This window comes from Nesterenkonia massiliensis, from assembly GCF_000455245.1.
Classification (GTDB): Bacteria; Actinomycetota; Actinomycetes; order Actinomycetales; family Micrococcaceae; genus Nesterenkonia; species Nesterenkonia rhizosphaerae.
Genome location: NZ_HG005167.1, coordinates 270,831 through 282,526, shown reverse-complemented (window position 1 = coordinate 282,526; position 11,696 = coordinate 270,831). Strand labels below are relative to the sequence as shown.

Sequence of the window (11,696 nt, the reverse complement as noted above, 5' to 3'; positions counted from 1 at the left end):
CACAGCCGTGTGTAGCAGATAAGCTCAGTGATGACGCAGAGCGTCGATGAGCTCATCCTTATTCATCTGCGAGTACCCTTCGATACCGAGTTCCTTCGCGCGGTCTTGAAGCTCATCCACCGTGCGATCCTCGTAGTTCTCTGCGCTACCACCCTTCTCGCCCTGCTTCTGCCGCCCTTCATTGGCTGCAGAGTTAGCGATCCGAGCGGCCTTCTCCTTGGAGTTGCCTTCTTCGCGCAGCTTTTCGTAGAGTTCCTCGTCCTTCACCGAGTTAGCCATGGAGTCTCCTTCATTCAACGTTGCTGAGAACGTATGTGCCAGATCGTGCCGCGGGGCTTGCCCGCCTGGGCGCGCCGTCGGGACTTACTCAGAAGGGCTTACCGCCGGTCACGGGAATGACCGCGCCAGAGGTGTAGGAAGCTTCCTCACTGGCCAGGTACACGTAGGCTCCGGCAAGCTCGGCGGGCTGGCCCGGACGTTCCAGGGGAGTGTCGGTGCCAAACTCCTTGACTTTGTCCTCCGGGAACCCAGTGGCCGGAATCAGCGGAGTCCAGATGGGACCGGGCGCCACCGCATTGACGCGGATTCCCTTCGGTCCCAGTTCCTGGGCCAGAGCCTCGGTGAATGCCTTCTGCGCAGCCTTCGTCATGGCATAGTCAAACAGGGCAGCTGAGGGATTTTCAGCCTGGACCGAACTGGTGGTGATGATGGAAGACCCGGGCTGCAGGTGCGGCACGGCCTCGCGGGCTATAGCGATATGGGACACCAAGTTGGTATCGAAGACTTTCTTCACCTCATCGATGTCCACCTCGGCGATGCCTTCACGGGCCTTCTGGTAGGCGGCATTGAGGATCACTACATCCAGTCCGCCGAGATCCTCGAGTGTGCTGCTCACGATGCGCTCTGCAGCACCCGCCTCGCGCAGGTCCTGAGGGTAGATGGCCACCTTGCGGCCGGCCTCGCGGACGAGCTCCGCTGTGGCCTGGGCATCCTCTTCCTCCTCAGGCAGATACACAATGGCGAGATCAGAACCTTCGCGGGCAAAGGCGATCGCCACTGCGCGCCCGATACCGGAGTCACCACCGGTGATGAGAGTCTTCATGCCCTCGAGCCGGCCATGGCCCACATAGGATTCCTCGCCGTGATCGGGGGAGGGGCTTGTCTCGTCGGTGAGGCCGGGCTGCCCCACATCCTCATGGGCGGGGTAGTCGTCGTTCTTGTACTTATCGCGGGGATCCTGGGTGGTTTCGGTCGTCATCGTGTTCTCCTTCTTCCTCAGGGATGAGTTGCGTCGACGAGTGGGTATACCTCAGGCCCGCTGCGGATCAAAGACCACCTTGATGCAGCCGTCCTGTTTCTTCTGGAACATCTCATAGGCCTCAGGAGCCTGACTCAGTGGCAGATGGTGAGTGACAAAATCGTCAATGCCCAGTGGGTCTGCGGCATCTTCCACAAGCGGCAAGATGTCATCCACCCAACGCTTGACGTTGGCCTGACCCATCGTGACGTTGATCTGCTTATCGAAGAGGGTCAGCATCGGCAGGGGAGAAGCCTGGCCGCCGTAGACTCCGCTGAGCGAGACGGTCCCACCACGACGGACCAACTCGATGGCGGCGTACAAAGCGGCCAAGCGGTCCATGGAGAGATTCTCCATCATTGGCTGACTGATCTTCTCCGGCAGGAACTGCGCGGTCAGCTGAGCGAATTTACCGAGAGCTGACTGCGCGTCCCCATGAGCTTCCATGCCCACGGCATCAATGACCGCATCGGGGCCGCGGCCGTCTGTGGCCTCGCGAATGGCCGTCAGGGACTCCTCGCCGGGTTCGTGCACGATGATGCCGTGGCGGGCAGCCATCGCCCGGCGGTCTGCCTCGGGCTCGATGGCGAAGACGGTCATTCCCAGATGCTTGGCAATACGCGCGGCGAACTGACCGATCGGGCCCAGCCCTATCACCGCAACGGAATCCCCGGGTTCGACCTGCGCATAGGCCACCGCCTGCCAAGCGGTGGGAAGCACGTCCGAGAGGAATAGGTACCGGTGGTCAGGCAATTCGTCGCCGACTTTGATGGGTCCGTAGTCAGCATGGGGCACACGAAGAAATTGTGCCTGTCCGCCGGGCACTGCGCCGTAAAGCTGCGAGTAGCCGAAGAGCTTGGCTCCCATGCCCTGCTCAGTCACTTGGGTCGTTTCGCACTGAGTCTGCAAACCCTTGCGGCAGTAGTAGCACTTACCGCAAGCAATCTGGAAAGGGATCACCACGCGGTCTCCGACGTTGAGGTTTGACTCCGCACCTACCTCGACAACACGGCCCATCGGTTCATGGCCGACAATATCGCCCGGGGTCATAAACGGCCCCAACACTTCATAGAGGTGGAGGTCCGAACCGCAGAGGGCCGTTGACGTCACCTCAATAATCGCGTCATTGGGCTGCTGCAGCGTGGGGTCCGGAACGTTCTCCACAGATACCTTGCGGGTGCCCTGCCAAGTGACAGCTTTCACGTTAACTTCCTCCTACGGTCGGCGCCTCGACCCGGATCGGGTCGGATGAGCTGGACGTGTCCCACCGTAGGCCGCCGCACCTTAGGACCTGCTGGACATCAGCCGAGGGAGAGGTCAAAGCATCCGTCAGTCATCACCCCCGGTCACCTATGGGCCTGAGAGGCTGTCGACTCAACGTCGGCGGAGCATCTGACTGCTCACCAATCGTCGGCCCAGCAGCAGCAGTGCCAGGGAACCTGTGGCGACTGCTACAAAGGACAGGGGAGCGCCACCGTCGGTCAGCAGTACGCGCAGCGTCATTCCAAGTGCCACGGTGATGAGTACGACGACGACGCCCTCGGGCCACAGCCGCGAAGGTTGGCGCCAACTCCTGGTGAGCGCCCACCCGAGGAGGAGCCCTATAAGAAACGGCCAAGCGGTACCTGCGACATCGGAGACGCTCAGTCCCGTGCTGTGCGAGCGGTTACCAGCGACGGCAAACAGCACCACCAGGGCCGCATCCAGCAGCAACAGAACCAAGGTGATGATCGCTGAATGCCGTACTGGACCCAGAGATCTTTCAGTTGTGCTCATGTCACTTAAGCCTATAGCTCTACCACGAGGAAGGGGACGGCGGGGCGGTGGTCAAAGTTGTCAGTGTGCCGCAGGACGCCAGTCCGGCTGGTCCGCTGCGCCAACCTCCAGGTGTGTTACTTGACATAATGTAGATTATCGGTGGATTAGACCGGAGTGACAGTGATGCGGAGAAGGCGCAGAATGCCGTGACCCGAACTGCGCAGGGCCAGGACCCATCGACAGGAACAGCGTTGGAACCAATACGACCGTCAGTTGCGGATGCGTGCCGAACTGAGAGCACCACAGTCTGGGTCGCGCCGTACCATCACACTGTAGGCCGCATGAACACCGGCAGACTTCGACCGATACTGTATGAGACATGACTGACCAGGGGCCGTTACAACAGTGGCCGGTGCGATGCCCGCACTGCGCAGAACAGCTGGTTGTGGATTACAAGGACTCCCGACTTCGCGGCTTGCACTGCCCCACTGGGCACAGCTTCGACGCAGCACGACAAGGTTATGTCAACTTGTTGGCCGGAAAAGCCGTGAAGTTCACCCCGGACTCAGCACAGATGATCATGGCACGCGAACGCGTCCAGGACGCCGGGATCTTCTCAACGGTGACCGCGGCGCTGAGCGATTCCGCGGCCGCAGCTGACCCGACACTCATCGTGGACTGCGGCGCCGGCACCGGACATTACTTGCACCAGCTGCTGGACGCTCATCCCACCAGCAGAGGAATTGCCGTAGACCTCTCCCCCGCGGGGCTGAAACGAGCTGCGAAGCACCCCCGAAGCCTCGCACTGGCGTGGGACCTCTGGCAACCCTTGCCGCTGGCGTATTCCAGCACAGATCTGCTCATCAACGTCTTCGCCCCGCGCAATCCGGCCGAATACCGCCGTGTGCTGACGCCGAAGGGCCGCGCCGTCGTGGTGATCCCGCGCCCAGGACACCTCCACGAACTCCGTGGCTCAGGCTTACTTGGACAGCAGGCGGATAAACGCGAGCAGCTGATAGCGCAGATGGCACCGCATTTTGGCGAACCGATCACTATTCACATCGCGGCATCAAGCCCTCAGGTCAGCCCGGAGCTGGCCGCTGATCTGATCTTCATGGGGCCAGCAGGCCACCATAGGGACTCGGCAGAGCTTCTCCGCCTCGTTGAGCAGCATCCAGTGTCCACTATTAGCGTTGACGTCGAACTTCTGACCTGGCAGAACCAGCCCTGACCAGCGGATCGATGCTGTTATCTTATTCCGTTCTCCCCCGGGCGCGGATAGGGTGGAGATCACAGGCCAGATGTGACCGCATCAGGCTGCAAGGAGGCGTACCTGCATGATCGAGTGGTTCGGCGAGAATCTCTGGGCCGCATGGCTCTCACTGACGTTCGTGCTGCTCGTGCTCGAAGTGTTCATGCTGGATCTGCTTTTCCTCATGCTCGCCGCCGGAGCGCTCTCGGCCATGACCGTGTCCCTGGCCGGAGGTCCCGGGTGGCTGCAGGTGGTAGTAGGTTCCGTGACCGCTCTGCTCATGCTCGGTGCTGTTCGCCCCATTGCCCTGAAGCATCTGAAGAAGGGTCCGCACGACCAGCTGACCAATGTCGATCGGATGACCGGGATGGAAGCCCAGACCATCGAAACAGTCACAGCGCAGTCCGGACTGGCCGAGGTCGACGGCGACACCTGGACCGCCCGCTCAGCTGGCGAGTACCGAATCGAACCGGGCATGACCGCCGTCGTGGACTCCGTAGACGGCGCCACCGTCTACCTCCGCCCGGCCCCCAGTATTCAGTGGAACGACCCGCAAGGCCAGGAAGCCTAAGTGCTCATTCCACCTCAGCCCAGATAGCCCGTCGTAGGACTAGGAACGGACACCATGCCAGAAATCGTGACCATCGTCGTACTGCTGGCCCTCGTGGCCTTTGTGGTGGTGATCCTCGCCCAAAGCGTGAGAATCATCCCGCAAGCCCGAGCCGGCATCATTGAACGGCTGGGCAAATACCAGCGCACCCAGGGACCGGGACTGACTATCCTGGTGCCCTTTATCGACCGGCTGCTGCCCATGCTGGATATGCGCGAACAGGTGGTGAGCTTTCCCCCGCAGCCGGTGATCACCGAAGACAACCTGGTGGTCTCCATTGACACTGTGGTCTATTTCCAGATCACTGATCCGAAGGCCGCGACGTACGAGATCCAGAACTACATCGTCGCTGTCGAGCAGCTGACCACCACCACGCTGCGAAATGTGGTGGGTGGTATGAACCTGGAAGAAGCGCTGACCTCACGAGATCAGATCAACTCGATGCTGCGTGGTGAGCTGGACAAAGTCACCGGCCGCTGGGGTATTCGCGTGGCACGTGTGGAGCTGAAGGCTATCGACCCGCCGCACAGCATCCAGGACTCCATGGAACAGCAGATGCGCGCCGAGCGTAACCGCCGCGCTGCCATCCTGACCGCGGAAGGCAATAAGCAGTCCGCAATCCTCAACGCTGAAGGTGACCGGCAGGCCGCGATCCTCAAGGCTGAGGGTGAAGCTCAGTCCCGCATTCTTGCCGCCAATGCAGAGGCGCAGGCCATTGAGACGGTCTTCAACGCCGTCCATGCTGCTGAGCCCTCCCCCGAGCTGCTCTCCTACCAGTACCTGCAGACGCTGCCGGAGATGGCCAAGTCTGAAACCAATACGATGTTCTTCATCCCCGGTGAATTCGGTGATGCCCTGAAGTCCCTCTCCGGAGCATTCGGCGGCAGCAGCTCGGCAGGACCAGCTGATGCAGTCGAGACTCAGGAGAAGATCCGTGCCGAGCGCGCCCAGCGCCATGCTGAACGGCGCAAGGAATCCAAGCCGGGCATCTCCGACGCCATTGCAGATCTGGCTGAATCAGCACGGTCCACCTCGGTGACCGATGAGCACTCCCACTATGTCTCCTCCAAGGACCTGGAGGAAGCGGCTCGCAAGGCCGAGCCCGGCAATGCCTCTGCGGCTTCCCGGAAGGTTCCCGGTCTGGAGGAGGACAGCGCCGAGGCGCTGCGCCGGGTAGCACAGACAGCTCCCCCCGAGGCAGACACCGCACTGAACTCTGAAACCGGCAATAACCCTCCCCATCCGCAGGATGGTCCGGATCAGCAGGGCTCCGAAAGCCGCTGAGCGGCGATCCTATTCAACGCCAAGGGCAGCGGCTGTGGAATAATCTACAGCCGCTGCCCTGTTGTAGTGCCGAAGAGACTTCTGTAGTGAGTGAAGAGTCTGTCCTGATGATGTGGGAGGAAACCCGATGAGTGATCGCAGTCTGCGCGGAATGCGCCTGGGCGCACAGTCCATGGAGACCGAGCAGGGTGTGGAACCGGCACCTCGCCAGACAGTTGAATACGTCTGCGAGGACGGCGAGAAGATAAGCGTGATCTTTGCCGCCGACGCTGAGATTCCGCCGACCTGGACCGCTCCCTCAGGCAAGGTAGGCGTGCTGGCTGAAGGTGATACTCCTGACGAGGAGCCCGAGAAGCCTGTGCGAACCCACTGGGACATGTTGCTGGAGCGCCGCTCGAAGGACGAGCTGGAGGACATCCTTCAGGACCGTATGAAGATCCTGCGCGAACGTCGCGGCGAGAAGGTCTGATCGCCAAGGATCAGGGTTCGGCCCACTAGCTTTGGGTCAAGCGCTAGATATGGGTATGGCCCGGGGACTCCCCCTCAGGCCATACCCATATCTGTTGCAGCTGATATCTGGTTATCCGCTGAAGCGTTTGCGCAGAGTCTCCGCGCGTGCTGCCAGCCCCCACTTGGTGACATTAGTCATAGCCTCGAGCACAATACCGCCGCTCATCTTGGACTCACCTAGGGTGCGCTCCACGAAGGTGATGGGAACCTCTGCGATGGTCTTGCCCTGCCGAGCCACGCGGAACGTCATATCCACCTGGAATCCATAGCCCACTGATTCGATCGAGTTCAGATCGATATCCTCGAGCGTGGAGCGTCGGAATACTCGGAATCCGGCGGTGATATCGCGCACCTTCAATCCCAGCATGGTCCGTGAGTAGAAGCTGCCCGCCCGGGAGATCACCTCGCGGTGCAGCGGCCAGTTCACCACCGATCCCCCAGAGACCCAGCGCGAACCGATCACCAGATCTGCCTCGTCGATCTTTGCGAGCAGGTCCGGGAGCTGCTCAGGCTGATGTGAACCATCGGCATCCAGCTCAACGAAGGCGTCGTAATCCCGCTCCAGCCCCCAGCCGAATCCAGCAATATACGCGCCGCCGAGACCATTCTTCTGGGTGCGGTGCAGCACATGGATGGCCGAGTCAGCAGCGCTCATCTCCTCAGCGAGCTCGCCAGTGCCATCAGGACTGTTGTCATCAACGATGAGCACATCAGAATGGGGCACAGCTGCACGAAGCCGATCAATAGTGGTCGGCAGCGCGTCGATCTCGTTGTAGGTGGGGATGATGGTCAGGATCTTCATATTCACCACGTTACACGCCGCGTCCGGCAATCACCGTGCTGACAAGGCGCGGCAGAGTCTCTCCATCCAGGTACGGAAGGAGGGGTGTGCGGGCGCGCGTGTCGGTGCTCCAGGCAGCCACAGTGGAGTGTGGCGTCTGTACCGCGAGGGACTCCACCTCCCAGATCGCGTAGGTCGCGACCGTACCGGGGTTGAGTTGTCCGGCAGTCTCCGAGGCGCCGACCAAAGAGCGGTATGCACCGCGGGTCAATGCGTTAAATCCAGCTCGGGCTGAGACTGCCTCTGTGACGGAGTGCACATGATCGGAGACCAATTGCCAGGGATTCTCCCCCTCCCCGGGGACAGCTGACGTCGGCACGCCCACACTCAACGCCGTGCCCAGGTGTCCGGGACCGGTGAGCACAACGTGTACGCCGGTGTTCAGCAGGGCCTCCCAGTGATCACGCTCAGCTGAGTCAAAGCCGACAAGCAGAGTCGGCATCGAAGCAGTCGGAGTCTGCCTGAGCTCACGCAGGTGCTTGGTGGTGGTGACGACGGCGTCAACTGCCTCCGCGGCGTCGATACCGTCAGTTTCGATCAACAGCTGGTGACCTGCCTCGGCCGCCCAGGAGCGCACGCCCAGGAGATTCGGCAGCACCTCCCGCAGCAGTACAGCCGCTCCCGCGGGACGCCCGGCAGCCTCCTCGACAGCGGGAAGCAGATCCAACAGGGCGTTCAGCGGCGCAATTGAAGGGGCTCCCCCATCGGCGTGGACACCTGTCAGCCGCAGCACCGGGTATACCTCCACCGGATGCCCCGCCGCCGCCGTGAAAGTCTCAGCCAGCGCAGCCTGCACTGCGGTAGCGTCAGCCAGGTCATCCACAGAGACCGTGACGACCAATCGCAGCGCGCAATAGCCCAGCTTCTGGGCGGCAACATCAAGGACTTCAGCCATTGTGACAGCCGACGCTTCGCTCAGCTCAAGTCCTACCCGTCCCACAAAGGCTGGTGCCACAAGAGCGCGGTCAAGATCCTGCCGGATAAGCCGGTCCCCCGCCATGCGCTCAGCAGTTTCGTCAGAGCCCAGCCAGGCGACCTGCCCATCTTCTACGATCATCGCCTCTGCATACGGTTCTGCAGTCGAATGGATGGTGCCGTTAAAAAGCAGTACCGGTGCTTCTGCTTCGGCCTCAGGCGTCACTGTCAAAGTCTTCCTCCACTGATTGATAAGCCACCGAGGAGTAAGCCACCACTCCTCTGGCGATGAGATCCACAGCCTCTTGGCAGCGAGAGGCAAATTTTCCGCCCGTAGTGGGAGCCTTGGAGAGCTGGTCCAAGACATCGATGCACTGCTTGGCCCAACGGACGAAGTCACCTGCGGCCAGCGGGGAATCTTCCAACGACTGCCGCAGGCTCGAGCCCGAGGCCCAGTGGTACATCGGCAGGCTCAGGCCCATCTCTGGGCCGTCGGTGGGTTCCAAGTGGTGACGCTTCTCCAGGGTTTCAAGCTCAGCATGAACTTCAAGCGCTGAACGCACCGCGTTGCTGAGGCGCTTGGTCGGCATCAGCGGCATCGCGCCTTCATCCTCTCGCTTGGCCTGATAGACCAAAAGCGTGGAGAAGGCTGCCAACTCCTCAGCAGAGAGCCCAGCAAGCACCCCGCGATCTATGAGCATCTCGGTGAAGAGATCACGTTCGCCGTAGATTCGCCGCAATCGCTGGCCGCGCTCAGTCACAATGAACTCTTCGGTGCCGAACTCTTCAGCGATGGGTGCAGCGGTTGGCAGCCGTTCCTCATCGGCAGGCTGCAGGTGCCCCAGGTCGTAGAGGACTCCGCAGACTCGATCGAAGGTCTTGGCAATGGATCCGGTACGCCGGTCGATCTTGCCCTTGAGCTGGTCAGTCTCGCGGCGCAGTTTCCACCAGCGTTCGGCCCAGCGAGCGTGTTCTTCCCGGTCGCTGCAGGAATGGCAGGGATGGCGACGCAGTGCGGCTTGCAGCTCATCAACCTGCTGGCCTTCATCCTCGGCTTCAGCAAAGCCGAAGCCTGGCTGCGGCGCGTTCTTGCGCGGGGGCACCCGGTCGTGGAGCGCGGCTCTCATAGCCGAGGCGAGGTCTCGACGAATCTTAGGGACCTTGACCTGAGGTTTGCGTGGCAACCGGACAGCGGAGATCACCTCCGGAGGCTGAGAGAAATCCTCCACGGTGAGATTGCGCAGCTTGCCGTCAGCTGTGATGACCCCGGGCCGCGGATCATGTTCGGGTGCCGAATGAACGACCAGGCACTCCCCTAATCGGCGTTTGCCACCTACCTCAATGACATCTCCAGGCTCCAGCGAACTGAGCACCCTGACGATCTCGCGGCGGCGCTGTCGGTTGCGCGCCTTGGCCTGATCCTTCTGCTGCTCGGTCAGCTCTCGACGCAGTTCTGCATACTCCCGGAAGTCTCCCAGGTGACACTGCATAGCCTTCTCATAGCCGGCCAAGGAGGATTCACGCTTGGCGACGTCGCGGGCAAGTCCGACTACGGCTCGGTCGGCCTGGAACTGCGCGAAGGAAGACTCCAGGATGGTGCGGGCCCTGCGCCGTCCGAACTGCGCGATCAGGTTGACTGCCATGTTGTAGCTGGGGCTGAAGCTGGAATTCAGCGGATAGGTGCGCTTGGACGCCAGACCCGCCACCTGTCGTGGATCCATACCGGGCTGCCAGACCACGACGGCGTGACCTTCCACATCGATACCTCGTCGCCCCGCCCGCCCGGTGAGCTGGGTGTACTCGCCCGGGGTGATGTCCTCATGGGTTTCGCCGTTGAACTTATCGAGTTTCTCCAGCACTACTGTGCGCGCAGGCATGTTGATGCCGAGGGCCAGGGTCTCAGTGGCGAATACCACCTTCAGCAGGCCCTCTGCATAGAGGTTCTCTACCAGTTCCTTGAAAGGCGGGAGCATTCCGGCGTGGTGGGCGGCAACGCCGTTGATCAGAGCTTCCCGGAAACTGTCGAAGCCAAGTACAGAAAGGTCTTCAGCTGGCAGCTCCCAGCCCATTTCCTCAACCCGAGACGCGATTTCCGCGGCCTCTTCTTTAGAGGTCAGCTGGATTCCGGCATGCAGACACTGCTCCACCGCTGCCTCGCAGCCGGCGCGGGAGAAGATGAAGCTGATGCAGGGCAAGAGACCCTGACGATCAAGAGCTCTGATCATGCGTGGCCGATGCAGTCGGGGTCCGCCAGCAGGAGATCCAGAAATCTTGGAGACATCCTTGCCGCTGGTGCTGAGCTCACGTCTAGGTCCGCCGGGGCGGCCATAGCCGTGGCGGCCCCGGCCTCTACCGCGATGACCCCCACTTCGCCGTGAAGGCGGGGATTGTGAGAACGCCACGGCACGCTGCAGCTCCGGATTCACCAATTGGCCACCGGATGCGTCGTCGTTCTCCTCGGTGATGACGAAGAGGTCATAGATCTGGTGATTCACCAGCATGTGCTGCCAGAGCGGCACTGGACGGTGCTCTGAGACCACCACGGCCGTCTCGCCACGTACTGTGTCCAGCCAGGCGCCGAACTCTTCTGCGTTGGACACTGTTGCCGAAAGCGCCGCCACCTGAACGCTCTCGGGCAAATGGATGATGACTTCCTCCCACACTGCACCGCGGAAGCGGTCGGCTAGATAGTGGACCTCGTCCATGACCACAAACTTCAGGTCGTCCAAGGTTGAGGAGGACTGATACAGCATATTGCGCAGCACCTCGGTGGTCATGACCACAACCTGGGCCTCGGAGTTGATTGAGGTATCACCGGTGAGCAGCCCCACCCGGTCAGCACCGTAATCGGCCACCAGCTCCTGGTACTTCTGATTCGAAAGGGCCTTAATGGGCGTTGTATAGAAGGCCTTCTTGCCCTGGGTGAGGGCGAGATGGACGGCGAACTCACCGACGATCGTCTTACCGGCACCGGTAGGAGCAGCTACCAGAACAGCACGGCCAGCTTCCAGGTGTCGACAGGCCTCCAGCTGGAAGTCATCGAGGTCAAAAGCCTGCTCGGCACGAAACGCAGCCAGTTCGGTCTTGGCTTCTGCGGCCCGCCGGCGTGACTGGGCATAACGCTGTGCCGGTGATAGGCACTCATCAGAGGATCGATCAGCCGGTGAACTCATAGCCTCCACCCTATCGGTCCGTACTGCACAGAGTCTGTTCACCTCGCATCCTGCAT

The 11,696-nt window shown here is 61.4% G+C and carries 11 protein-coding genes; 4 read left to right on the top strand and 7 right to left on the bottom strand.

All coding sequences use genetic code 11. The features are described from left to right. Positions 1–24: 24 nt before the first annotated feature. From TX78_RS06825 to TX78_RS06810, 4 genes are all read right to left on the bottom strand, one after another. Positions 25–279 (bottom strand): DUF7218 family protein, encoded by a 255-nt coding sequence (locus TX78_RS06825; protein ID WP_044494839.1) that lies wholly within the window; start codon positions 277–279, stop codon positions 25–27. Positions 280–367: 88 nt separating this feature from the next. Then, on the bottom strand, positions 368–1,258 hold the full coding sequence (locus TX78_RS06820; protein WP_044494837.1) for an SDR family oxidoreductase: 891 nt from the start codon (positions 1,256–1,258) through the stop codon (positions 368–370). A gap of 51 nt (positions 1,259–1,309) precedes the next feature. Next, positions 1,310–2,500 (bottom strand): alcohol dehydrogenase catalytic domain-containing protein, encoded by a 1,191-nt coding sequence (locus tag TX78_RS06815; protein WP_044494836.1) that lies wholly within the window; start codon positions 2,498–2,500, stop codon positions 1,310–1,312. A 171-nt stretch (positions 2,501–2,671) separates the two neighbouring features. After that, entirely contained in the window at positions 2,672–3,073 is a 402-nt protein-coding gene (locus TX78_RS06810; RefSeq protein WP_081652624.1) for a DUF3054 domain-containing protein, read from the bottom strand. Positions 3,074–3,434: 361 nt separating this feature from the next. Between TX78_RS06810 and TX78_RS06805 the strand changes: the two genes are divergently transcribed. The 4 genes from TX78_RS06805 to TX78_RS06790 all read left to right on the top strand — a co-directional run bounded on the left by TX78_RS06805 (position 3,435) and on the right by TX78_RS06790 (position 6,670). Then, the gene (locus TX78_RS06805; RefSeq protein WP_044494834.1) at positions 3,435–4,286 is read left to right on the top strand and encodes a putative RNA methyltransferase; all 852 of its coding nucleotides are present in this window, start codon (positions 3,435–3,437) and stop codon (positions 4,284–4,286) included. A 106-nt stretch (positions 4,287–4,392) separates the two neighbouring features. Beyond that, complete coding sequence (locus TX78_RS06800; protein ID WP_044494833.1) at positions 4,393–4,878, top strand: NfeD family protein; 486 nt, start codon at positions 4,393–4,395, stop codon at positions 4,876–4,878. Between the two features lie 54 nt (positions 4,879–4,932). Next, positions 4,933–6,201 (top strand): SPFH domain-containing protein, encoded by a 1,269-nt coding sequence (locus TX78_RS06795; RefSeq protein ID WP_081652623.1) that lies wholly within the window; start codon positions 4,933–4,935, stop codon positions 6,199–6,201. 127 nt (positions 6,202–6,328) lie between these two features. Beyond that, positions 6,329–6,670 (top strand): RNA polymerase-binding protein RbpA, encoded by a 342-nt coding sequence (locus tag TX78_RS06790; RefSeq protein WP_044494832.1) that lies wholly within the window; start codon positions 6,329–6,331, stop codon positions 6,668–6,670. Positions 6,671–6,781: 111 nt separating this feature from the next. Here TX78_RS06790 and TX78_RS06785 read toward each other — a convergent pair whose 3' ends face one another. Genes TX78_RS06785 through TX78_RS06775 form a run of 3 tightly spaced genes read right to left on the bottom strand, consistent with a single transcriptional unit; the run spans position 6,782 to position 11,640 of the window. Beyond that, a complete protein-coding gene (locus tag TX78_RS06785) occupies positions 6,782–7,513 on the bottom strand; it encodes a polyprenol monophosphomannose synthase (protein ID WP_044494995.1) in 732 nt (243 codons plus the stop codon). Positions 7,514–7,523: 10 nt separating this feature from the next. Continuing rightward, complete coding sequence (locus tag TX78_RS06780; protein ID WP_044494831.1) at positions 7,524–8,693, bottom strand: hypothetical protein; 1,170 nt, start codon at positions 8,691–8,693, stop codon at positions 7,524–7,526. After that, positions 8,683–11,640: a DEAD/DEAH box helicase gene (locus TX78_RS06775; protein ID WP_044494828.1), complete on the bottom strand. Its 2,958-nt coding sequence runs from the start codon at positions 11,638–11,640 to the stop codon at positions 8,683–8,685. Before TX78_RS06775 ends, TX78_RS06780 begins: the two co-directional genes overlap by 11 nt. Between the last annotated feature and the right edge of the window lie 56 nt (positions 11,641–11,696).

What these genes read in the sequence shown, in the direction of transcription:
- TX78_RS06795 (WP_081652623.1), top strand. Translation starts at nt 4,933, where the DNA reads ATGCCAGAAATCGTGACCATCGTCGTACTGCTGGCCCTCGTGGCCTTT.
- TX78_RS06810 (WP_081652624.1), bottom strand. Translation starts at nt 3,073, where the DNA reads ATGAGCACAACTGAAAGATCTCTGGGTCCAGTACGGCATTCAGCGATC.
- TX78_RS06820 (WP_044494837.1), bottom strand. Translation starts at nt 1,258, where the DNA reads ATGACGACCGAAACCACCCAGGATCCCCGCGATAAGTACAAGAACGAC.
- TX78_RS06800 (WP_044494833.1), top strand. Translation starts at nt 4,393, where the DNA reads ATGATCGAGTGGTTCGGCGAGAATCTCTGGGCCGCATGGCTCTCACTG.
- TX78_RS06790 (WP_044494832.1), top strand. Translation starts at nt 6,329, where the DNA reads ATGAGTGATCGCAGTCTGCGCGGAATGCGCCTGGGCGCACAGTCCATG.
- TX78_RS06775 (WP_044494828.1), bottom strand. Translation starts at nt 11,640, where the DNA reads ATGAGTTCACCGGCTGATCGATCCTCTGATGAGTGCCTATCACCGGCA.
- TX78_RS06805 (WP_044494834.1), top strand. Translation starts at nt 3,435, where the DNA reads ATGACTGACCAGGGGCCGTTACAACAGTGGCCGGTGCGATGCCCGCAC.
- TX78_RS06785 (WP_044494995.1), bottom strand. Translation starts at nt 7,513, where the DNA reads ATGAAGATCCTGACCATCATCCCCACCTACAACGAGATCGACGCGCTG.
- TX78_RS06825 (WP_044494839.1), bottom strand. Translation starts at nt 279, where the DNA reads ATGGCTAACTCGGTGAAGGACGAGGAACTCTACGAAAAGCTGCGCGAA.